Genomic DNA, 20,759 nt, shown 5'->3' with positions numbered 1-20,759 from the left:
CGTGAAAGCGGAGAGTTATTGGATGCTGCAACGATCTGCTGGGTATCCATGGCGGCTGATGCGCAGGAAGGAGCCATCGCCATGGGAGTCCTCTCCACCCAGCCCTACGACCGCAGGGCCGCCGTCTCACTCTTCTCGCGACTGCGAACAGCCCGCGGGCAGGCCGACCCGTTCCCCGTCTACGCCGAGCTCGCCGCCAGGGGAGGGGTCAGCCCCGCCCCCTGGGGCGGGTCCCTCGTCACGGACTACGACGTCTGCGACCAGGTCCTGCGAAGTCGGGAGTGGCTCGAACCCGACGCGCGCTGGCGAGAACGGCAGGGGGCGGGCACGCGCTGGAACGCGTCCTCCTCGCGGGAGATGGGCAAGACCCTCCCGGCCCTCAACCCCCCGGACCACACCCTGGTGCGCCGGGCCGCCGGCGGCCTCGATCGCTCCACCGTCCAGCGGCTCGGCCGGGCCGTCGAGACCGTGACCGACCGGCTCCTGGACACCCTGGTCGAGCAGGTGCACGCGGGCGAGGCCGACTTCGCGACCCTCGTCAGCGAAGAGCTGCCCGTCGCGACCGTCGGACACTGGCTCGGGCTGCCCGCCGCGGACTGGCCGCGCCTGCGCACCCTCACCCACGAGCAGGTCTTCACCCAGGAATTACTGCCGTCCGCCACCCAGCTCGCGCGCTCGGACGCCGCCACCGCCGAACTGCGCTCCTACTTCGTCGAGCTGGTCCGCGACCGGCGTGCCCGGCCGGGCGAGGACCCCGTCTCGCGGTGGATACGGGCGTGGGACGCGATCGAGCCGGACCGGGCCGAGGCCGACGAACAGGTCTACCTGCTGGCCCTGTTCGTCGTCCTCGCGGCCCTGGAGACCACCTCGACCCTGCTGACAACGATGGCACTGCGCCTCGTCGAGAGCCCGGAGCGGTGGGACCTCCTCACGACCTGCCCCGACCTCGTCCCCGCCTTCGTCGAGGAGTCGCTGCGCTACGACCCGCCCACCCATGTGATCAGCCGGGTCGCCGCCAGGGACACGGTCCTGGGCGCGGTCGAGGTGGCCCGGGACGAGATGGTCCACCTCATGGTGGCGGCGGCCCACCGCGATCCGGCCAGGCACCCCGACCCCGACCGGTTCGACCCGCTGCGCCGCCCCGCCCACCTCGCCTTCAGCGGGGGCATCCACTACTGCCTCGGCGCCCCGCTGGCCCGGCTCGAGGCCCAGACCCTGCTGCACCGCCTGGTCCAGCGCCTGCCCCGCCTCACCCTCGTACGTCTGCCGTCCTGGGCGCCCCGTGTGGCGTTCCGGCGCCCGTTGAATCTGGACGTTGCCTTCGCATGATCGAGCCGAATCGTTTCTTCTCCGCGCAGCCCCGCAAGGCGGTCCTCGTCGAACAGGACGGGGCGGTCCTGCACGTCCGTCTCAACCCCACCGCAGGCGACGACACCTTGAGCGTCGCCGTCCTCGACGACCTCATCGCCGTCCTGGACGAACTCCACGACCACCCCGGCATCCGCGTCCTGGTGCTCTCCTCGATGGGCGCGGACTTCTGCCTGGGGGCCGACCGCACCGAGTTCCGGGCGGCGATGGCGGCGGACCCGACCGGCGCCGCCCTGCGCCGTATCGCGGACAAGGCCCACCGCGTCTGCCAGGCGCTGGAGAGCACCCACGCGGTCACCATCGCCCAGCTCCACGGCAGGGTCATCGGTGCGGGCCTCGCGCTCGCCGCCTACTGCGACCTGCGCGCGGGCGCGGACACCTGCACCTTCCGCATGCCGGAGGTCGGTGTCGGTCTGCCCCCGGCCTGGGGCGGCGCCATGGGCCGCCTCGTCTCGGAGGCCGGCGCCGCCCGGATCCGCGAACTCATGCTCACCTGCGACACGTTCGACGCCGCCACCGCGCACCGGCTCGCGCTCCTGCACAAGGTCGCCCCGGCCGAGGCGCTGGAGCGGACCGTCGCCACCTGGACCCGGCCCCTGGTCAGACGCTCGCCCGAGGCCCTGCTCACGACCCGGCGCATGCTCGCCGCGTACTCCCGCGCCGACCGCACCGCCGACATCACCCTGCTCGACGCGCACCTGCTCGCCGCGCAGGTGGTGCGCGCCCACTGACTCGCTCCGCGGGTTCGACACGTGTGGCCCGCTCCGGAGCTCTCCGGAGCGGGCCACACGTGCCTGCATCACCTGGTGCGTGCCACCGTCGTGGTCAGCGGACGGTGGTGACCCGGTGCTCCCGCAGCGCGGCGCAGTTGGAGCCGTACACCGAGACGTACACGTTCTTGATGCTGCCGCCCCAGTCGACGCAGTGCGCCTTGCCGTACACGGACGCCGGCCCCGCGTACGAGGTGTACGTGCCGTAGTCCGAGTCGCCCTGGTCCGTGTCCGGCACGTACACCCAGGTCGACATATCGACCCCGGCCCCCGGGCTGCTGCGGATGGTGGCGACACAGTTGCGGCCGTTGGCGGAGTTGTAGGTGAGGTAGACCGTGCCGAGCGAGCCGACCGGCGCGGAGTTGACGGTCTTGTAGGCACTCCCGCAGACCTTCTGCGGCGTGGTGTTGGGTGCGGCGGAAGCCGGTGACGCCAGGACGGCCGTGGAGCCGGCCGTCAGGGCCGCCACCGCGCCCAGCGAGAGAAGAGATCGGCTGAATCGCATTATTTCCCCCTTGTTGGTCTTGGAGTGCTTCCTCCTGCTTGGTGTGACAGCCCGGACGCCACAACGGTTGTTGTGTCGCCGGTGAAGTGGCCGAGATATGCCGCTGTGGCCGGGAATCCCTTTACAGGACGGCCCGGTCAGTCCACCGTCGTCGTCCCGGACACGGACAGATCGGGGCCCGTGCCGTCGCGGGGCGTACCGGTGAGCTGCCAGGTGTACGTGCCCCGGGCGACCCGGCGGCCGTTCTCCCCGAGGCCGTCCCAGGACGCGCGGACCGCCGCCGCCGTGGCGGACCCGGTCAGCGTGCGCACGACCGTGCCACCGCCGTCGGCCAGCGTCAGCTTCCAGGCGGCGGGCTTGTTGAGCTGCCACACCGGCTGCCAGGGCGCGCCGGCCGTCGGCCCGGGGACCGCGTCGGTCTGCGCCTCCATCTGGGCCAGCGCCGACGTGGGCACGCCCGCGGTGACCAGCGCCACCCGCCCGTCCTCGGTGAGGTGGGCGAGGTTGCCGCCGAACCGGTCCACGGTCCAGCGCCCGGTGTTGCCACCGGTGTTCTCGTCCACCGCGGGCAGCCGGGCCACGGTGCGCGTGGTCGCCGTACCGGTGTGGAAGTCCGTGAGCAGCAGCGTGTGGGCGGTGCGGTCCTCACGCACCAGGTAGCCGTCGGCGAGCCGGGCCTGACCGGAGGGGACCGGGATGGCACGGCCGGTGGCGCGGTCGTACACGCCGGCCGGGCCCGCGCTGCCGCAGGACCAGTACAGCCAGGCGTTGACCGCCTGGAGCTCGCTCGCAGTGCACGGGGCGCCCGTCTCGACGGTCGCCACGTTCTTCTTCGCCTTCAGGTCGTAGGCGACGACACTGCCCTGTGTGCTGCCCGGTATCCACAGCCGCTGGCCCCAGATCGCGGCGGCGGTCCGGGTGCGGCTGAGCGCGACGGACCCGCCGGCCCCGCGCGCGAAGTCCCCGACCTTCTGCACGGCCGGGCTGCCGCCGTTGTAGAGGACGTAGCGGCCGCTGCCCGTGCCGATGCGGCCCGCGGTCGACCCGGTGGCCGCGGAGGAGAACGAGGTCCGGCTGTTGGCGGTGTGCACGGCCTCCGTACTGTCCGGGTCCGTCGACAGGTACGCGAACCGGCCGTCGCCCAGCGCCTCCAGCTGCGGGCAGGCCGCGTCCCCGCCCAGACACGGCGAGGCGTTGAGGAGCGAAGCCCGGTAGCTCTGCCGCCCAGTGGGTCTGCCGTCGCGGTCGAGCGGGATCGCGTAGACGGCGTCGTAGCCGCCGTTGTGCGTGGGGTTGCCCTGGAGGAGCAGCTCGCCGCCCGCCAGCATCAGGCCGTCGACGGTCGCCCTGTGCGCGGGCAGGTTCAGCACCCGCTCGGTGGTGACGCCGCCGTCGGCGGTGGCGGTGATCCGGTGCACGTTCCATTCGGTGCTGTCCGGCCCGGCCGGGGCGAGCGCGCCGCCGTCGAGGCTGGGCGCGATGGACCCGGACGAGTTCGCCAGGACGGTGCGGCGGTCCCCGGTGGTCAGCGAGGTGGCCTGGAGCACGGGCTCCTGCCCGGCGGGCAGGACCGTCGCGTTCCCGCTCAGCAGCTGGTCGCCGACGACCGCGAGCGCCGAGCCGAGGGGCGTCACCGTGGTCGGCGCGGTGCCGGGCGCGGTATCGGTGCGCAGGGCCCGGTTGCTGACGACCAGCCAGCGGTCGTTGTAGGTCACGGCGGTCGATCCGGCGAGCGTGACGCCGAGCGTGCCGTCGGCGAGGTCGACGAGCCCGGTCGACACCGCGCCGTCCAGGCGGTACCCCACGGCGAGGTACCGGACGGAACCGCTGGTGGTGACGGAACCGGTGAGTTCGGCGCCCGAGGGCAGACCGGTGACCGGTACGTCCCGCGTCGTGCCGTCGCCCTGCGCCCGCAGGACATGCAGCGCGCCGGCGGCGTCCTTGGTGAGCACGCTCCAGCCGACGGCGTTCAGGTAGGTCTGCCCGGCGGGCAGCGTGACCGTGGCGGTGACGCCGGTGCCCCGGTGCGCTTGCGTGACGACGCCCTCGCCCCGGGAGGAGACCACGTCCGTGCCGGTCGCCAGGGCGTCCGGTCCGGCGTGCGCGGGCGGCGTGACCCCCGCGTAGTCCAGCCAGTGCGGCTGGGTCGAACCGCTCTCGGGCAGCCAGTAGCGCAGCCCGGAGGCGCCCGCCCACAGGTAGCGCACCTCGGTCGGCTGGACCATGCTCAACTGCGTGGCGGCGACGGGCCCGTCGGCGGCCTGCGCGGGCACCGTCGTCGCGGCGTACGACAGGGCCAGCGCTCCGCTGACGGCCAGGACGCCAAGTCTTCGTGCACGACTCACGTGTGTGTTCCCTCCCGGTGACGACGCGGACAAGCACGCCGCGCGTTCGCGCTCATGCAAGCCACCTCGGCGGACGGGCACCGGAAGGCGGGGTGAACGGGTGGTGTCGGTTGGGAGTAGCGGGTGGCGGGATGCGGGATGCGGGATGCGGGAAGAGGGAAGCGCGGGACGGGGGGCGCAGTGGGGCCTGGGTGACCCGTATCCGCGCCCGGCGTCACCAGGCGATCTCCGCCGCCACCGGCAGGTGGTCGCTGGCGGTGGCCGGCAGCAGCCACGCGCGCGTCGGCTCCACACCGCGGACCAGGATGTGGTCGATCCGCGCCACCGGGAAGGACCGCGGCCAGCTGAAGCCGAAGCCCGCACCGGCCGCGTCCTGGGCCGAGGTCAGCCGGGTGGTGATGCCGTCGAGCGCGCCGTCGTCCACCGTGCCGTTCAGATCACCGAGCAGCACCACCCGCTCACTCCGTTCGGCGGCGAGCGCTGCGCCGAGCGCCCGCGCGTTCCGGTCCCGCGACTCCGTCCAGAAGCCCGCCGCGGGGGTGACCCGTACGGAGCCCAGGTGCGCCACGTACACCGTCAGCGGTCCCTGCCGTGTGGCCACCGTGGTCCGCAGCGCCCGGGCCTCGGCCAGCTTGGCCGCGGCCGGCTTGCGCGCGCCCAGCCGTCCGACGTCCTGCTGGAGGTCGACCGGCTCGGTGCGGGACAGCGGCAGCTTGCTCCACACGCCGACCGTGCCCAGGACCGCGTGGTAGGGGTACGCCGCCGCGAGGCCCTTCTCGTACACTCCCGCGGCCTGCTCGGACAGCTCCTCCAGCGCCAGGATGTCGGCGCCCGATGCGGCCATCGTGCGGGCGGTGGCGGCCGGATCGGGGTTCGCGGCTGCCACGTTGTGGCTCACCAGGGTGAGGTCGCCGCCTGCCTGCGAACGGTCGCCCAGCAGCCCGCCGAAGAGGTGCAGCCACGCCGCGAGCGGCAGCAGCAGCGCGAGCGCCGCCGAGGCGGAGCGGCGCCACGCCGCGGCGGCGAGCAGCACCGGGACGAACCCGCCGCACCACGGCAGGAACGTCTCCACCAGGCTGCCGAGGCCGCCCGCGTCCGGGATCCACGCGTGCGCGAGCAGGAGCAGCGCGAGCGTCAGGGCCGCCGCCACGAGCAGCGGGCCGCGTCGCCACGGGCCGCGCCCCGGCCCCGGGCCTGCTCCCGGCTGAGACTCGGGCTCGGGTCCGGCAGGGGTGCGAGGGCGACGGAACCGGCCGTCCTCGGGCCGCCGCGGCCCGAGCAGCAGTCGGCGGTGCGGGCGGGGCGTCGTCCGTGCGGGCGTCCGGGTAGCAGTCATGTCGGTCAGTGAAGGCGCCGTCGCGTTGCCGGAGCGTATGCGGATTCCGATACGCCGACGACAGGTCCGCCCTCGCGGCCCGGGGCCAGGAATGTGCCGTGTGCCCTGGTCGTTGGTGACGCGCCGTCACCTGGACCGCGCGGGCTGCCGGTGGCCCGCGCATCGCTAAGGGAGCCCGGGAGTTCCCGGGCGGCCAAGGCGGTGGATGCACGTGGGGCGCGACGCGCCCGCCGTCGCGCCGGGCGTGCTCCCGGCGGCCGCCGCGCGGTGGCGTTCCGGCCGACGCGGAGGGGTATGTCCGGGGCACAACAGTCCGTACCTGTCTCGAGGGAGCCCGACCATGACCGACGTGACTGACGTGACGGCCTCGACCGGTCAGGCCGGTCCGGCAAGCCTGACCGGCCTGACCGGCCTGCAAGAGGTGGCCACGTTCTGCGGGAAGTGCGACTGCGGCTGCCCGCAGTTGTTCGTCGACCCGGGGGCGGCGGACGAGCGCCGCATCGTGATCACCGACGACTTCGGTCAGCGCGTGCAGATGAGCGCCGACCAGTTCGCGTCGCTGGTCGAGGAGGCGAAGGCGGGGAAACTGGACGGGCTGGCCGTGGCGTGACGTCCCGCCCGGGCCGGGGCCGGGTCTTCGTGGGCCATGCCGCCCGTGCGCGTCGCGGACCGGCGGGGCCCGTCACGCCAGGAGCCGCAGGACCGCCTCCTCGATGGGGCCCTGGGTCGCCGGGTGGCCGAACGCGGCGCCGTCGCCCAGCTCCTCCAGCGAGTCCGCGATCGTACGGCCCTCCTCGAAGAGTTCGACGACCCGGGGGTTGATGTACGAGGCCCGGCAGACGGCGGGCGTGTTGCCGAGGTACGCGCTGACCTCGCGGACCGCCCGCGTGACGGCACCCTTGCGCGCGGTACGGGACTCCTTCGCGACCCGCGCGGAGACCGCGAGGGCGACCGCGGCGAGCACGGTGGCGTGCCAGGTGCGGAAGTCCTTCGCGCTGATGTCGCGGCCCGCGCTGTCGCGCAGGTATTCGTTGAGTTCGGTGGCGCTCAGCTCGTGCCAGGAGCCGCCCTGCCAGTAGGCGAAGAGGCGCGGGCTCTCGCCGCCGCGGCGCATCAGCGTGCGCAGCACCTTGCACGCGGGCGGGTCGATGAGCGCGCGGGTCTGCGTCTTGGAGTACTTCGCCGGATACGTGAGGCAGACCTCGCCCGACCGGCAGGAGGCGTGTTCCTTCAGCAGGGTGGTCAGTCCGTACGTGCCGTTGTCCCGCCGGTAGGACTCGTTGCCGATGCGGAAGAAGCCCAGGTCGAGCAGGCGGACGGCGCAGGCGAGGACACGTTCCCTGCAGAGCCCGCGGCGCGCGAGGTCCTCGGTCACCTGTGCGCGTACGTCGGGCAGCGCGCGGGCGACCTCCAGCACGTGATCGTGCTTCGCCTGTTCCTGATGCTCCCGGAACCGCGGGTGGTACAGGTACTGGCGCCTGCCCGCGGCGTCGGTGCCGACGGCCTGCAGGTGCCCGTTCGGCCAGGGGCAGATCCAGACGTCCTGCCAGGCGGGAGGGATGACGAGGGCGCGCAGCCGCTCCTTCTCCGCGGGGTCGGTGATCGGGCGGCCCGAGGCGTCCTTGTAGCGGAAGCCGCTTCCCGAACGGACCCGGGTGATCCCCGGTCTGTCGAGGTGACTCGTCCGCAGCCGCCGATTCTCGTGCATGTTCCAGGGGTTCCCGTAGAGCCCCGGGTCAGACCTGGGAGTGCCGCGTTCGGCGCAGTCCGCGGGTGTGGACGGGGTCGCGGCGCGGGCCGAGCGGTACGGCAGCTCGGCCGGTGGGCGGGCCTGCGCCGAGGCGACCCCTGCGCGGCGGCGTCAGGAGTCGGGGTGCGCGGCGTCCTTGAGCCGCCACCCGTGGCCCGTGCACCCCTCGGGCGGGGGCGGGAAACGGTGGCCGCGCACGTCGGTGCTGTAGCCGTGGTGCTCCTGGCAGTCGCACTCGTAGATCCCCGAGGCGGGGACGATCTCGCCGGGGCGGTGGACCTCTTCTTGGCTGTCGGTCATAGCTCTGGTTTAACGGCGGGCCCGGCCGTCGCGCGACCCGGGTGCGCCGGACGGGCCCCGCGCTGCCCGCGCCACCCACACCGTCCGTGCCGCCCGCGGCGCGTGGCGGAACGGCCGGGTGCCGGGGGAGTCGCGGGCCGGTCCGGCGTGACGGCGGTCTACCGCGAACCACCCCGGTGCGAAAGTCTCACCTCTTATGACCAAGCGAGCGATCATCGTGCGGGGCGGCTGGGACGGACACCAGCCCGAGGCCGCCACTGACTTGTTCCTTCCCCATCTCACCCGCAACGGCTTCACCTACGAGGTCTTCGACTCCCCGGCCGTCTACGCGGACGCGGACCGGATGGCCGCCACCGACCTGGTGGTGCAGTGCATGACCATGTCGACGATCGAGCGGGCGGAGGTCCGCGGCCTGCGGGCGGCGATCGAGGCGGGCACCGGCCTCGCCGGGTGGCACGGCGGCATCGTCGACGCCTACCGTGCCGACGCGGAGTATCTGCACCTGGTGGGCGCGCAGTTCGCCCACCACCCGGGCAAGGAACCGGACCTGCGGACGGGCGAGCAGTGCGACAACTACCTGCCGCACCGCATCGACATCCTCCCCTCGGCCGCCGAACACCCCGTCACCGCGGGCATCGAGAGCTTCGACCTCGTCACCGAGCAGTACTGGGTCCTCACCGACGGGCTCCTCGACGTCCTGGCCACGACGACGCTGCCGGCCCGCCCCTGGGCCCCCTGGCACCGGCCGCACACCTGCCCGGCGGTGTGGACCCGCCGATGGGGCGAGGGACGCGTCTTCGCCTGCACGCCGGGCCACCGCGTGGAGACGCTCCAGGACCCGAACGTACGGACGATCATCGAGCGGGGGATGCTGTGGGCAGCCCGCTGACCATCGGACTCATCGGCGCCGGGACCATCAGCGGGCAGTACCTGGAGACCATCGGCCGGCTCGACGACCTCGCGCTCGTCGCGGTCGCCGACCTCGACGCCGCGCGCGCCGCCGCCACGGCGGACGCCTGCGGTGCCACCGCGACGACGGTGGCGCAGCTGCTGCGCCGCGACGACATCGACGCCGTCCTGAACCTCACCGTCCCCGCCGCGCACGCCGACACCTCGCTGGCGACGATCGGCGCGGGCAAGGCGGTGTACGTGGAGAAGCCGCTGGCGGCCACGGTGGAGGGGGCCCGCGGCATGCTCGACGCCGCGGCCGCCGCCGGGGTGGTCCTCGGCTGTGCGCCCGACACCGTGCTCGGCACCGGAGTCCAGACGGCCCGTGCCGCGATCGACGGGGGCGCCATCGGCAGGCCCGTCAGCGCCACGGCCACGATGGTGACGCCCGGCCACGAACGCTGGCACCCGGCGCCGGACTTCTACTACCAGCCGGGCGGCGGCCCGCTCTTCGACATGGGGCCCTACTACCTGACGACGCTGGTGACCCTGCTGGGCCCGGTCGTCAGCGTCACGGGCGCGGCCAGCGCCCTGCGCGGCGAACGCGTCATCGCGACCGGGCCCCGCGCGGGCCACCGCATCCCGGTGGCGACCCCGACCCACGTCACCGGCGCGCTGGTGCACGCCTCGGGTGCCATCTCGACCCTGCTGATGAGCTTCGACGCCGTGTCGACCCACGCCGCGCCCATCGAGGTCCACGGCACCGACGGATCGCTGGCCGTGCCGGACCCGAACCTGTTCAGCGGTGACGTCCGCCTCGACACGGGCGGGGGCTGGGAGGTGCTCCCGGTCTCTGCGGGCTACCGACAGGCGGCCCGCGGCTACGGCCTCGCCGACCTCCTCTGGTCCGGCGCCTTCGCCGGCGACCCGACGGCGGGCCGGGCCCAGGGCACGCTCGCCTTCCACGTCCTGGAGGTGATGCAAGCGGTACTGACGGCCGCGACCGAAGCCCGAGCGATCCCCCTCACCACCACGACCCCCCGCCCGGCCCCGGTCCCCCTGGACCCCCGCTGACCTCGGCCCACGATCCGGCTGCCCCCGTACTCCCCGCCGCCGACCTCCCCGCGACGCCCTCGTCGGGGCCAGGTCGACGGCCGGGGGACGGAGGGCGAGGAATCATGGGCGCGGCGGCCGTGGACGCAGGGCGCAGTACCGGTCGAACGCCTCGCGGGCGTCCGGTACGAACGCCTCGTGCCGGACCAGAGCACGCAGCTCGCTCTCGGTCAGCCAGGCGTGCCAGGCGATCTCCGCCGGATCAGGCGCGATGCGGCCCGTCACCACGGTTTCGTGCAGACCCAGCCAGTACGGGCCCAGCACCCCCGCGCACAGGAATTTGAACAGCGGGGCGGGCGTGCTCAGCACCCCCAGTTCCTTGGTCAACTCTCGTGCGGCAGCGGCCTCGTAGGACTCGCCGACGCCGACCGCGCCGCCGAGCATCCAGTTGAGGTGACCGGGGAAACGGGACGCGCTGGGCGGGCGGCGGTGCACGAGCGTCCGGCCCTGCGTGTCCCGGCACACGACCGTCGCGACGCGGTGCGGCCAACGGTGCCGCACGGCGTCACTCCGGCTGACGACCGCCAGCACCCGGTCGTGCTCGTCCACCCGCTCAACACGTTCGTTCATTCGCCAGACGGTGCCACATGGCACTGACACCCGCCGGAGCCCCCTCCGGTCGGGCCGGCCGCCCGGTTCGACGACCTTCCGCTGCAGTGGCAGCCGCACCGGACCAGGTCAGAGCCCCGCCACCGTCGGGGCCGGTGGGGTCCAGCGGTGGGTGCGGGGGACCGTGGCCTCGACGCCGAAGTCCTTTTTGAGGTGCTCCGGCACGGCGTAGTGCATGACGCGGCCGCGGGTCAGGGTGGAGAGTTCGAAGACGCTGGTCAGGTGGCCGATCCGGTCCAGGGCCCAGGCGCCGAACGGGGAGCGGTCCTCGATCGTCTCCAGGACCCCGAGCAGCGCGGGCACCGCCTGGGCGACCTTGTCCCAGGCGGTGCGCGGCACCTGGAGCCAGTCGGCGCAGGTGTCGCCGATCAGGTACCGGATGAGGGCGGAGACGATGGGGTCGAAGAGAGTGCCGGGCACGACCTCCTCGTAGAGGTCGATCAGCTGGCGGGTCAGGTGGGCACCCTCCTCGGAGGGCCCCATGTGCCGGAGCATGTAGAGGTCGAGGAACGCGCGGGCCTCCTCCAGCGTCTTCGGCACGGCCTCCTGGTCCACGCCGAGCATCGCCCCGACCACGCGCCAGGCGTAGTAGTACGCCTCGGCGCCCTCCGTCGACATGTGGATGTTCAGGCGGTGCAGGCTGTCCAGGACGAGCATGGAGAAGAACATCTGGCCGCCGATCATGTCCTCCTGGTTGATCGGCGTGCCGAGCGTCGCCGCGTCCCAGCGGTCCTCGCGCTTGAGGTGGTGGCGGATCGACGCGTGCAGCAGGCGCACCTTCTGCGCGGCCGGGATGAAGCGACTTCCCGCCTCGAACGCGTCCGGCTGCATCAGGTAGACGGTGAACTGGCCGGTCTCCGCCATCCGCCGCGCGGGATAGTCCAGGCCGTGGGTCGTGGACAGCAGCCGCGCCACGTTCGGGACGACATAACAGGCGGGCATGGAGGCGAAGGACAGGGCGGTGGAGATGTGCACGTTGTTGTCGATGAAGAACAGGCGCGCCTTCTCCATCTCACCCCAGTCCACCCAGGACGGCGGGACGCTCGTCGCCTGCAGGTACTCGCGCGCGACCTCCGGCAGCCCGTCCGGCAGTGGCGCGCCCGCCGTGGAGACGTAGCGCATCAACGTGTTGAACTTGCCCACCTCTTCCCGTTCGAAGAGGGTCGCCACGACGGCGTCGGCGAGTTCGTCACCGGCCAGGCGCAGCGCGTTCATCGAAGCTTCGGTGCAGGTCATGTGGGTTCCTTCCGGGCCGGCGCGCCCGCGGTCAGGGGCGGCCCGTCCCCGTGGTGGGTTCAGTACGGGCGATCGGTGGCGGTGCGCGCGAGGTCGGTGAGGGCCCGGTGCGCCGCTGCGGGCATGCCGAGCCCGCCCAGGCTGCCGACGGCCTCCTTCACCCGGGCGGCGATCAACTCCTCCACCTGGCCCGGGGCCTTGAGTTCGCGCAGCAGCTGCCGGACCGTGTGCAGGTCCGACTCGTCCAGGTCGCGGCGGCCCAGGAGCGCGGCGAGCTCCGCGCGCTGGGCCGGGCAGGCGGCCTCCCAGGCCCGGGCCAGCAAGGTGGTGGGCCGGTGGCCCCGGATGTCGTCCAGGCCGGCCTTCCCGGTGGTGCCGGACTCGCCGAACAGACCGAGCAGGTCGTCACGGAGCTGGAAGGCCTCGCCCAGCGGCAGCCCGTACGCGCGCAGTCCCGCCCGCAGACCAGGCGCGGCACCCGCCAGCAAGCCCCCGATGAGCAGGGGCTGTTCGACGGTGTACTTGGCCGTCTTGTAGCGGACGACCTTCAGCGACCTGTCGGTGTCCGGCGGGGCGCCCGTGCTCAGGATCTCCAGGCACTCGCCCGCGATCAGTTCGCGTGCCAGCTCCGACCAGACGGGCCGGGCCCTGGCCAGGTAGGCGGCCGGAAGCCCGCTGGTCGCGAGGAGCTGACCGGCCAGTGCCATCAGATGGTCACCGACCAGCATGGCGAGCGAGCGGGCCGCGGCGCGCGCTCCCGGGCGGCCGGCGACGGCGGCGCGCAGGGCGACGTGGGCGGTGGGGGCGTGGTGCCGCAGGGGACTGTCGTCGATGAGGTCGTCGTGGACGACCGCCGCCGCGTGGACCAGCTCCATCGAGGCGGCCGCGCGCAGCAGCGCGTCGTTGTCGGGCTGCCCGGCCGCGCGCCACCCCCAGTAGCAGAAGGCGGCCCGGAGTCGCTTGCCGTGTGCGGCCGCCGCCCGCAGTTGGCCGGCCACCGGCCGCAACGCCTCGTCGACGGCGACCAGGTGACCGGCCTCCTCGGCCAGGAAACCGGCCAGGAACGTGTCGACGCGGACCCGGAAGCCGGCCTGGTCCCAGCGCTCAGGCATCGCCACCGGACGCCGCTCGCCGGGCGACGACCTGCTGGGCCAGGAGCTCCAGATGGGCCGGTGGCACGGTCGCGAGCCGGTCCAGGGCGATGCGTCCGCGGGCCATCAGGTCCTGCTGCGCGTCCCGGGCCAGGTCCGGCCCGTCCGACCTGCGCAGCCACTGCCGTACGGTTCCCGCGGCCTCGCCGACCGCGCTCACCGCCAGGTCCGCGAGCCCCGCCACGAGTAACACCGCCTGCCCGTCCAGGCCTTGGCCCCGCCGTGCGCCGGTCGTCATGCGTCCCCCTCCACCGTCCTGCCGGACCGGTCGGCCCGGCCCCCGCGGCATTCAGGACACTCGACGGGACGCGGACCCGCCCGGCCGACCGCCGTAAACCACCCCTTCGACGGATCACTTTCGAGCGGTGTACGGCGGCACGGACGGCTGGAGCGGTCTGGCTCCATCAGCCCACCGCGCGGACCAGCGCACGGTGACGGGCCGTCAGGGTGCGCGGAAGCCCCGGAACGTCACCTGCCTACGTGTCTTGAATCCGAGCCGCTCGTACAGCGCGAGCGCGCCGGTGTTCGTCTCCGCGGCATGCAGGAAGGGACGTTCGCCGCGGGCCAGGATGCGGGTGGCGAGCGCGCCGACCAGGCGGCCGGCGTGACCGCGCCCCCGCGCCTCGGGCGCGGTGCAGACCGCGCTGATCTCGGTCCACCCCGGGGGCCGCAGACGTTCTCCGGCCATCGCCACCAGGACGCCGTCGACCCGGACGCCGAGGTAGGTGCCGAGTTCGTGGGTGCGGGGCCAGAAGGGGCCGGGCTCGGTCCGCGCGACGAGGTCGAGCATCTCGGGCACGCTGTCCGCACCCAGTTCCACCACGGCGGGGCCCGACTCCGCGGCCGTTTCGCCGGGACCCGCCCCGCCGGGCCAGATCAGCTGACGGCCGTCGAGGCGGAAGACCGGCTCCCAGGTCGGCGGGGGCGCGGCCGGGCAGCTGAACATGTCGGCGAAGGCGCCCGGTCCGAGCAGCCGGGCGAGATCGGCCCAGTCCTCGGCGCTCGCCTCCGCGGGCACGGCGGAGAACGTCGCCGCCTGCGCCCTATAGGTCGCGGCCCGGCCGAGCCGCCGGGCGAGGTGCGCATGCCGGCCGCCGAGCGACCGGCCCACCGGATCGTCGAGTACGGGGTCGTCGTCGTTCATCGTGGTCCGCTTCCTTTCGGGACGCCGGACGAGTTGGGCCCGGCGCGCGGGCCACCGTACGACACGGCGGTGAGGCTCCCGGCGGGGCGGCCGGGCCGTGCCGGACCGGACGGGCCGTGGGTGGCCCCGACGGCGTCGGGCCGAGCGGCGTCTCCGCACGGTTTTGCAGAGCCTGCATTTTTGCGTAGCATGCAAGCCATGGCGGAGACGGTGGCAGACGCGGGCGGTTGGCGCGAGCGTAAGAAGCGCGCGACGCGCGCCGCGCTGGTCGAAGCGGCCGTACGGATGGCCGCGGAGCGCGGCGTGGAGCACATCACCGTCGACGCGATCAGCGAGGCGGCGGGCGTGTCGCCCCGCACCTTCTTCAACTACTTCGACTCGCGCGAAGAGGTCTTCGTCCTGATCGGCGCGGAGTCGAGCGCCCGCGTGCGCGCCGCCGTGCTGGCGGCGCCGGACGGCCTCTCGCCGCTCGAAGCGCTGCGCGACGCCCTCGCGGTGGAACTGCAGGAGATCGAGCAGCAACAGGAGTTGTGGGCGCTGCACGCCGAGGTGCTCCGCCGCTCACCCGACCTCCTCGCACGCAGCATCGGAGCCCACCTGGCGGACGAACTCGGCCTGGCCGAGGCCGTCGCCGAACGGATCGGCGCCGGCTCGCCCCTCTTCTCCGCCGCCCGCGGCGAGGACACGGCGACCGAGGCCGAGCAGCGGCGGCGCCGGGCGCTCGGGCTGTACCCGCGGCTGGTCGCCGCCGTCGGCTCCGCGGCCGTCCGGACCGCCGTCGAGCACTGGTGCGTGCGCCAGGACGAGGCCGACTTCGACGACGTGTTCCGCGAGGTCTTCGACCACCTGGCCGCCGGCCTGCCCGAACCGCCCCCGCCCGCCGCGCCCCGGCGCCGCTGACCCACCCCCTGTTCCTGGAGCCCCCCCACCTGTGACGGGGGCTCAGTGCTGAACCCTGAAAGAGACGAAGTGACCGCTACAGCGGCGCCGCCCGAGGCGCCTCCCACCGCCATGTCCAACCGACAGATACTCCAGGCCATGTCCGGCCTGATGGCCGGCATGTTCGTCGCCATCCTCGCCGGGACCGTGGTCTCCAACGCGCTGCCCCGCATCATCGCCGACCTCGGGGCCAGCCAGTCCTCGTACACCTGGGTCGTCACCGCCGAACTGCTCGCGATGACCGCGACGGTGCCGCTGTGGGGCAAGCTCTCCGACCTGTACAACCAGAAGCTGCTGCTCCAGCTCTCCCTGAGCATGTTCATCGTCGGCTCGCTGCTGGCCGGCTTCTCCCACGACGTCGGCCTGCTGATCTTCAGCCGGGTCGCGCAGGGCATCGGCGCCGGTGGCCTCACCGCCCTGGCCCAGGTCGTGATGGCGGCCGTCATCCCGCCGCGCCGGCTCGGCAAGTACGCGGGCATCTTCGGCGCCGTGTTCGCCATCGGCACCGTCGCAGGTCCGCTGATCGGCGGCGTCCTCGTCGACACGTCGTGGCTCGGCTGGCGGTGGTGCTTCTTCATCGGCGTCCCGTTCGCGCTGCTCGCCATCGTGCTGCTGCAGCGCACGCTGAAGCTGCCCACCGTCCGCCGCGAGGCGAAGATCGACTTCCTGGGCGCGTTCCTGATCGTGGCAGGCGTCTGCGCGCTGCTGATCTGGGTCTCGCTCGCGGGCAACCAGTTCGACTGGGCGTCCTGGCAGACCGCCGCCCTTGTCACCGGGGGAGTGGTGCTGCTCGTGGCCGCCGTCCTCGTCGAGTCGCGGGTCGCCGAACCGATCATCCCGCTGGGCATCTTCCGCAACCGCACCGTGGCGCTGACCACCGTGGCGAGCCTGCTGGTCGGCCTGGCGATGTTCGGCGGCACGGTCTTCCTGTCGCAGTACTTCCAGGTGTCCCTGGGCAAGTCGCCCACGGTCGCGGGCCTGATGAGCCTGCCGATGATCCTCGGTCTGCTCGTCTCGTCCACGGTCGCGGGCCAGATCATCAGCGCCACCGGCCGCTGGAAGATCTACCTGGTCATCGGCGCCGTCGCCATGACCGTCGGCTTGGGCCTGCTCTCCACGATCGACGCGGACACCCACTTCGGGCTGCTCAGCGTGTTCATGGCCGTGATGGGCATCGGCGTCGGCATGCTGATGCAGAACCTGGTCCTGGCCGCGCAGAACGACGTGCCCGCCGGCGAACTGGGCGCCGCCACCTCGGTGTTGTCCTTCTTCCGCAGCCTGGGCGGCACCATCGGCACCAGCGTGCTCGGCGCGATCCTCGCCAACCGCGTGGCCTCCGAGATGAGCAAGGGCCTCGCCCAGGCCGGTGTGCCGGCCGACGCGGGCGGGTCGGCCGGGCACGGGGTGCCCGACATGACCACCCTGCCGGCCCCGATGCGGGAGATCGTGGAGCACGCGTACGGGGTCGCGACCGGTGACCTGTTCCTGGTCGCCACGCCGTTCGCGCTGCTCGCGCTGGTCGCGGTCCTGTTCGTCAAGGAGAAGCCGCTGAAGAACACGAGCGGCATGGAACGCCTGGCCCAGGAGTCCGAGGACGCCACGTCCGGGGCCCCGGCGGCGCCGGTCGGCTGAGCGAGCGCGGAGCGTGTGCCCACGGTACGGCGGTTCACCGTCGCGCCGTGGGCACACGTCGTCGGCGGGCAGCGGGCTTCCCGTCAGCCGCCGGTCGTGTACTCCGCCGCCGGGCCTAGGTCCTGCGTCCGATGCGCAGGGCGCGGGCGCTGACTAGCGTCGATTCCCATGCACGAGACCGAGACCGTCCGCCGCAGCGCGGCGGAGCGCAGACAAGACACCCTCGACCGCCTCCGGACGGAGCGGGACATGTGGGTGTCCACGGCCCACGTCGACCACGGCCCGCACCAGGTGCCGTTGTGGTTCGCGTGGGACGGGCGGGCGGTCTGGATGTGCACCGGCGCGGCCTCCGCGACCGCGCGCAACATACGCGAGGACCCGCGCGTGCGCCTGGCGCTGTCGCACACCTTCGACGTGGTGACCCTGCAAGGAGAAGCGGAAACCTTCGACGCGGCGGCGGTGCCACCGGACGCGGCCGCCGCGTTCGCCGAGAAGTTCGGCTGGGACCCGCGCAGGGAGGACGCGCCCTACCACTACCTGCGCGTGACCCCACGGACGGTGCGCGCGTGGCGCGGGGAACGGGAACTGCGGGGCCGGGTCGTCATGCGGGAGGGGCGCTGGCTCGACTGAGTGGGGGCCCTTGGCGGGGGCCGACGGCGGCGGCCGTGGGGGCGCGGCGTGATCCCGGGTCCGTGGCCCGACCCAAGGAGCTTGATCCGGGGCACGTGGGCCGACCCAGGATGCTTGATCCGGGGCACGTGGGCCGACCCGGTGAGCCTGATCCGGGGCTGGCGGCGCTGAGCCGAGGCCGGCGGTGTGATTCCGACTCGGCGGCGTGAAGCTCGGAGCCCGCGGCCTGACCCGGGCGCCCGTGGTCAGCCCCCCGGACCTGCGGCCTTCCGGGGCTGGCGGTGTGGAGCCCGCAGCTTGCAACCGCACCCGGGCGTCCGTGGCCAGCCCTCCCGAACCCGCGGCCTTCCGGGGTCGGCGGCGTGGAGCCCGGAGCCCGCGCCCCGACCCGGTTCGCCCACGGGCAGCCCCCCCGGGACCCGCGGTCTCCCGGGCCGGCGGCGTCGAGCCCGGAGCCCGCGGCCTGACCTGGTTCGCCCACGGGCAGCCCCCCCGGGGACCCGCGGCCTTCCGGGGCTAGCGGCGTGGAGCCCGGAGCCCGCAGCTGACCCGGGAGCTCGCGGTCAGCCCCCCGGACCCGCGGCCTCCCGGGGCCAGCGGCCCGGAGCCCGCGCCCCGACCCGGTTCGCCCACGGGCAGCCCCCCGTACCCGCGGCGCCGACCCTCGGCCCCGGGGTCCTGCCTCCCCCCAAACCCAAGGCCCCCACCCCCGGCGCCCCCCCAATCACGGCAACGCAAACCGACGCGTCAACTCCGCTCCGACGACCGGTGACAAAGCCCGCGCATACGCCTCCGCCAGATGACCGTCGTCGCGGTACACGAGCGTGTCGGCGACGACCACCGGACAGACGCGGGGCGCGCACACCCAGGGGCCGGGGTCGAGGACGGTCGCGCCGGTCGCCGCGGCGGCTGAGCGCAGGGCCCGGGCCCGGCGCGGATCCTTCGCCGCCCGGTCGGGGCTCGTCGCGCACCGCGCCAGGTCCAGCGGGTGCGTCCCGGCGCAGTCCACCGCGTCCGACGTCGGCCAGGGCGTGTCGAGGAGCGCCGCCACGCGGGCCCCGCTCGCCCGGAGCGCCCGGTAGGTCCGCTCAAAGCTGGCCGTCCACTGCCGTACCGGGCCGCCGGTGTCCGGGCGTACCGGGTCGCCCGCGTCGGACGACGAGGCGATCACCAGCTCGGGCCGCAGCTCGGCGATCCGGCGCAGGACTTTTGCGCGCCAGGTGTCACAGGCGGTGTACGGCCCGCCGTCGCTGACGATGGTGACGTCGGCGACCTTGCAGGAGGCCTTGGTGAGGGAGACGAGGCGCCAGTGCCGCGCGCGGGCGAGGCGGTCGAGGGCGGGGAACCACTGGGCGGCGTGTGAATCCCCGAAGAGCACGACGGTGGTGGCCGCGGCGGGGTCGCCGTACGTGCACGCCGGTACGGCGACAGACGTGAGGTTCAGGTGGCAGCCGTCCCGGTAGACGGCGGACCTGCCCGCCTTGATCGCGGTCAGCCCCGGGGTGAGGTTGCCCGGCACGACGTCGTTCGGTGCGGCGAGGAGCCCGGCCAGGCGTGCCTGCGGGTCCGGCGCCCGGTCCAGGGCCGCGGCCAGCGAGGGCGCGGCCCGGCCGGAGTCGATGGCGGGCGGGAAGAGCGCGGCGACGAACGCGAGGGCCAGCGCACCGGCCGTCAGCCCGGCGCCGAGCCCGAGCGACGCGCGGGGCCGGTCGTGGAAGGCGGCGCCGAACCGCAGCGGGTTCTCCACGAACCGCAGCGTCGCCCAGGCCGCGACCAGAGCGACCCCGCACATCGCGAGGGCGGCCCGCGCGTCCGGCTCCGGCTCGTCGAGGACGGCGGGCAGGAGGACGAGCAGCGGCCAGTGCCACAGGTACCAGCCGTAGGAGAGGTCGCCGACGGCAGTCAACGGCCGCTGACGCAGCAGGAGTTCGGCGCCGAACCGGGTGGGGACGCAGCCGCCCGCGAGGACCAGTACGGTCCCCGCGACCGGGACGAGCGCGGCGGTCCCGGGGAACGGCGTGCTGTCGTCGAGGACCAGCGCCGCCCCGAGCACCGCGGCGAGGCCCGTCCAGGAGGCGCCCGCGGCGAGCGCCGGCGGCATCCGGCGCAGGCGGTGGGCGCCGAGGGCGAGCAGGGCCCCGGCGCCGAGTTCCCAAGCCCGGGTGTGCGAGCCGAAGTAGGCCCACGAGGGTGAGGAGCCCGTCGTGCGCAGGCCCGCGGCGAAGGAGAGCGCGACGAGGAGGCCCGCGATCACGAACGGAACGCCGACCGCGGGCCCGCCGGGTCGCGACCCGCCGGGACGTGACCATCCGGGACGCGACCAACCGGGACGCGACCATCCAGGACGCGATCCGCCGGGACCTGACCCGGCGGTGGGCTCCTCGCGCCGCAGCCGTCCGGCGAGCAGATACGCGCCCGTCAGCACCAGCGGCCACACGACGTAGAACTGCTCCTCGACCGCGAGGGACCAGAAGTGCTGGAACGGCGAGGGCGGCGCGGTCGCTTGCAGGTAGTCGGTGCCGGACAGGGCGAGGCGGACGTTGACCGCGTACAGGCCGCTGGCGACCGCGTCGCCCACGTACTCCTCGAAGCGGGCCTTGGAGAGGAAGAAGTAGGCGCCGGCGAGGGTGACCACGCCGACGAGGGTCGAGGCGGGCAGCAGGCGCAACGCGCGCCGGGCGTAGAAGCGGCTCATGCGGATGCGGCCGGTCCGCTCCAGCTCGCGGCGGAGGAGGGAGGTGATGAGGAAACCGGAGAGGACGAAGAAGACGTCCACGCCGACATAACCGCCCCGGAAATGGCGTGTCCCGGCATGCGCGAGGACGACCAGGCCGACCGCGACCGCCCGCAGTCCCTGGATGTCCGCCCGCCGGTCCGGGACCGGCGGCCGAGGGGCGGTGTCCGGCTTGCGCGGGCGGACGCGGGGCCGGGGCAGGCGCAGGGGCAGTGCTTGGGTCACGGTGGTTCGGTGTCCTCACGAGTCACGTGGTGGTACGGGGGCGCACTCGTGGGACAGGCCCAGAAGTCGAACAGTTGCGCAGAT

At 73.9% G+C, this 20,759-nt stretch carries 19 protein-coding genes; 8 read left to right on the top strand and 11 right to left on the bottom strand.

Annotated elements, in window-relative coordinates:
- The first annotated feature begins 81 nt into the window (after positions 1-81).
- A complete protein-coding gene (locus ACIBW6_RS26695; protein WP_399063849.1) occupies positions 82-1,329 on the top strand; it encodes a cytochrome P450 in 1,248 nt (415 codons plus the stop codon).
- A complete protein-coding gene (locus ACIBW6_RS26690; RefSeq protein ID WP_399063847.1) occupies positions 1,326-2,099 on the top strand; it encodes an enoyl-CoA hydratase/isomerase family protein in 774 nt (257 codons plus the stop codon). The genes ACIBW6_RS26695 and ACIBW6_RS26690 overlap by 4 nt, the downstream gene beginning before the upstream one ends.
- A 94-nt stretch (positions 2,100-2,193) precedes the next feature.
- On the opposite strand, the gene ACIBW6_RS26685 is transcribed toward ACIBW6_RS26690, so the two are convergent.
- The 3 genes from ACIBW6_RS26685 to ACIBW6_RS26675 form a co-directional block, all read right to left on the bottom strand.
- Complete coding sequence (locus ACIBW6_RS26685; protein WP_399063845.1) at positions 2,194-2,643, bottom strand: spore-associated protein; 450 nt, start codon at positions 2,641-2,643, stop codon at positions 2,194-2,196.
- A gap of 137 nt (positions 2,644-2,780) precedes the next feature.
- Positions 2,781-4,988, bottom strand: a complete 2,208-nt coding sequence (locus tag ACIBW6_RS26680; RefSeq protein WP_399063843.1) for a FlgD immunoglobulin-like domain containing protein — start codon at positions 4,986-4,988, stop codon at positions 2,781-2,783.
- 214 nt (positions 4,989-5,202) lie between these two features.
- Positions 5,203-6,324: an endonuclease/exonuclease/phosphatase family protein gene (locus ACIBW6_RS26675; RefSeq protein WP_399063841.1), complete on the bottom strand. Its 1,122-nt coding sequence runs from the start codon at positions 6,322-6,324 to the stop codon at positions 5,203-5,205.
- Between the two features lie 394 nt (positions 6,325-6,718).
- On the opposite strand from ACIBW6_RS26675, the gene ACIBW6_RS26670 reads away from it, so the two are divergent.
- Positions 6,719-6,934 carry a hypothetical protein gene (locus ACIBW6_RS26670; protein WP_399063971.1) on the top strand — a complete coding sequence of 72 codons (216 nt, stop codon included), beginning with the start codon at positions 6,719-6,721 and terminating at the stop codon, positions 6,932-6,934.
- Between the two features lie 72 nt (positions 6,935-7,006).
- Here the strand turns inward: ACIBW6_RS26670 and ACIBW6_RS26665 are convergent, their stop codons facing one another.
- Together ACIBW6_RS26665 and ACIBW6_RS26660 are read right to left on the bottom strand one after the other, a co-directional pair.
- The gene (locus ACIBW6_RS26665) at positions 7,007-8,032 is read right to left on the bottom strand and encodes a DNA topoisomerase IB (RefSeq protein WP_399063839.1); all 1,026 of its coding nucleotides are present in this window, start codon (positions 8,030-8,032) and stop codon (positions 7,007-7,009) included.
- Between the two features lie 153 nt (positions 8,033-8,185).
- Entirely contained in the window at positions 8,186-8,374 is a 189-nt protein-coding gene (locus ACIBW6_RS26660) for a hypothetical protein (RefSeq protein ID WP_399063837.1), read from the bottom strand.
- Positions 8,375-8,570: 196 nt separating this feature from the next.
- Here ACIBW6_RS26660 and ACIBW6_RS26655 point away from each other — a divergent pair, with 196 nt between their 5' ends.
- Both ACIBW6_RS26655 and ACIBW6_RS26650 read left to right on the top strand, forming a co-directional pair.
- Positions 8,571-9,263 (top strand): ThuA domain-containing protein, encoded by a 693-nt coding sequence (locus tag ACIBW6_RS26655; protein WP_399063835.1) that lies wholly within the window; start codon positions 8,571-8,573, stop codon positions 9,261-9,263.
- Positions 9,248-10,336 carry a Gfo/Idh/MocA family protein gene (locus ACIBW6_RS26650; RefSeq protein ID WP_399063833.1) on the top strand — a complete coding sequence of 363 codons (1,089 nt, stop codon included), beginning with the start codon at positions 9,248-9,250 and terminating at the stop codon, positions 10,334-10,336. Before ACIBW6_RS26655 ends, ACIBW6_RS26650 begins: the two co-directional genes overlap by 16 nt.
- 102 nt (positions 10,337-10,438) lie before the next feature.
- Here ACIBW6_RS26650 and ACIBW6_RS26645 read toward each other — a convergent pair whose 3' ends face one another.
- The 5 genes from ACIBW6_RS26645 to ACIBW6_RS26625 all read right to left on the bottom strand — a co-directional run bounded on the left by ACIBW6_RS26645 (position 10,439) and on the right by ACIBW6_RS26625 (position 14,515).
- Positions 10,439-10,945: an NUDIX hydrolase gene (locus ACIBW6_RS26645; protein ID WP_399063831.1), complete on the bottom strand. Its 507-nt coding sequence runs from the start codon at positions 10,943-10,945 to the stop codon at positions 10,439-10,441.
- Between the two features lie 108 nt (positions 10,946-11,053).
- Positions 11,054-12,220 carry an oxygenase MpaB family protein gene (locus ACIBW6_RS26640; RefSeq protein WP_399063829.1) on the bottom strand — a complete coding sequence of 389 codons (1,167 nt, stop codon included), beginning with the start codon at positions 12,218-12,220 and terminating at the stop codon, positions 11,054-11,056.
- Positions 12,221-12,279: 59 nt separating this feature from the next.
- Entirely contained in the window at positions 12,280-13,332 is a 1,053-nt protein-coding gene (locus ACIBW6_RS26635) for a polyprenyl synthetase family protein (protein ID WP_399063827.1), read from the bottom strand.
- Positions 13,325-13,609, bottom strand: coding sequence for a polyprenyl synthetase (locus ACIBW6_RS26630; protein WP_399063825.1), 285 nt, complete (start codon positions 13,607-13,609; stop codon positions 13,325-13,327). The genes ACIBW6_RS26635 and ACIBW6_RS26630 overlap by 8 nt, the downstream gene beginning before the upstream one ends.
- 204 nt (positions 13,610-13,813) lie before the next feature.
- Entirely contained in the window at positions 13,814-14,515 is a 702-nt protein-coding gene (locus tag ACIBW6_RS26625; RefSeq protein WP_399063823.1) for a GNAT family N-acetyltransferase, read from the bottom strand.
- Positions 14,516-14,704: 189 nt separating this feature from the next.
- Here ACIBW6_RS26625 and ACIBW6_RS26620 point away from each other — a divergent pair, with 189 nt between their 5' ends.
- The 3 genes from ACIBW6_RS26620 (at position 14,705) to ACIBW6_RS26610 (ending at position 17,716) form a co-directional block, all read left to right on the top strand.
- The gene (locus ACIBW6_RS26620; RefSeq protein WP_399063821.1) at positions 14,705-15,415 is read left to right on the top strand and encodes a TetR family transcriptional regulator; all 711 of its coding nucleotides are present in this window, start codon (positions 14,705-14,707) and stop codon (positions 15,413-15,415) included.
- A 111-nt stretch (positions 15,416-15,526) separates the two neighbouring features.
- Positions 15,527-17,086 carry an MDR family MFS transporter gene (locus ACIBW6_RS26615; protein ID WP_399063969.1) on the top strand — a complete coding sequence of 520 codons (1,560 nt, stop codon included), beginning with the start codon at positions 15,527-15,529 and terminating at the stop codon, positions 17,084-17,086.
- Between the two features lie 168 nt (positions 17,087-17,254).
- Complete coding sequence (locus tag ACIBW6_RS26610; RefSeq protein WP_399063819.1) at positions 17,255-17,716, top strand: pyridoxamine 5'-phosphate oxidase family protein; 462 nt, start codon at positions 17,255-17,257, stop codon at positions 17,714-17,716.
- Between the two features lie 724 nt (positions 17,717-18,440).
- Here ACIBW6_RS26610 and ACIBW6_RS26605 read toward each other — a convergent pair.
- A complete protein-coding gene (locus tag ACIBW6_RS26605) occupies positions 18,441-20,675 on the bottom strand; it encodes an acyltransferase family protein (RefSeq protein ID WP_399063817.1) in 2,235 nt (744 codons plus the stop codon).
- Positions 20,676-20,759 lie beyond the last annotated feature (84 nt).

This window comes from Streptomyces sp. NPDC049813 (genome assembly GCF_044465085.1).
Taxonomy (GTDB): Bacteria; Actinomycetota; Actinomycetes; order Streptomycetales; family Streptomycetaceae; genus Streptomyces.
The sequence above is the reverse complement of the archived record's forward strand: the minus strand, read 5'-3'. Positions and strand labels throughout refer to the sequence as shown.

Excerpts from the sequence above, each read along its gene's own strand:
- ACIBW6_RS26630 (WP_399063825.1), bottom strand. The coding sequence starts at position 13,609 with ATGACGACCGGCGCACGGCGGGGCCAAGGCCTGGACGGGCAGGCGGTG.
- ACIBW6_RS26690 (WP_399063847.1), top strand. The coding sequence starts at position 1,326 with ATGATCGAGCCGAATCGTTTCTTCTCCGCGCAGCCCCGCAAGGCGGTC.
- ACIBW6_RS26660 (WP_399063837.1), bottom strand. The coding sequence starts at position 8,374 with ATGACCGACAGCCAAGAAGAGGTCCACCGCCCCGGCGAGATCGTCCCC.
- ACIBW6_RS26645 (WP_399063831.1), bottom strand. The coding sequence starts at position 10,945 with ATGAACGAACGTGTTGAGCGGGTGGACGAGCACGACCGGGTGCTGGCG.
- ACIBW6_RS26695 (WP_399063849.1), top strand. The coding sequence starts at position 82 with ATGGGAGTCCTCTCCACCCAGCCCTACGACCGCAGGGCCGCCGTCTCA.
- ACIBW6_RS26640 (WP_399063829.1), bottom strand. The coding sequence starts at position 12,220 with ATGACCTGCACCGAAGCTTCGATGAACGCGCTGCGCCTGGCCGGTGAC.
- ACIBW6_RS26620 (WP_399063821.1), top strand. The coding sequence starts at position 14,705 with ATGCAAGCCATGGCGGAGACGGTGGCAGACGCGGGCGGTTGGCGCGAG.
- ACIBW6_RS26655 (WP_399063835.1), top strand. The coding sequence starts at position 8,571 with ATGACCAAGCGAGCGATCATCGTGCGGGGCGGCTGGGACGGACACCAG.
- ACIBW6_RS26610 (WP_399063819.1), top strand. The coding sequence starts at position 17,255 with ATGCACGAGACCGAGACCGTCCGCCGCAGCGCGGCGGAGCGCAGACAA.
- ACIBW6_RS26615 (WP_399063969.1), top strand. The coding sequence starts at position 15,527 with ATGTCCAACCGACAGATACTCCAGGCCATGTCCGGCCTGATGGCCGGC.
- ACIBW6_RS26685 (WP_399063845.1), bottom strand. The coding sequence starts at position 2,643 with ATGCGATTCAGCCGATCTCTTCTCTCGCTGGGCGCGGTGGCGGCCCTG.
- ACIBW6_RS26625 (WP_399063823.1), bottom strand. The coding sequence starts at position 14,515 with ATGAACGACGACGACCCCGTACTCGACGATCCGGTGGGCCGGTCGCTC.
- ACIBW6_RS26635 (WP_399063827.1), bottom strand. The coding sequence starts at position 13,332 with ATGCCTGAGCGCTGGGACCAGGCCGGCTTCCGGGTCCGCGTCGACACG.
- ACIBW6_RS26665 (WP_399063839.1), bottom strand. The coding sequence starts at position 8,032 with ATGCACGAGAATCGGCGGCTGCGGACGAGTCACCTCGACAGACCGGGG.
- ACIBW6_RS26675 (WP_399063841.1), bottom strand. The coding sequence starts at position 6,324 with ATGACTGCTACCCGGACGCCCGCACGGACGACGCCCCGCCCGCACCGC.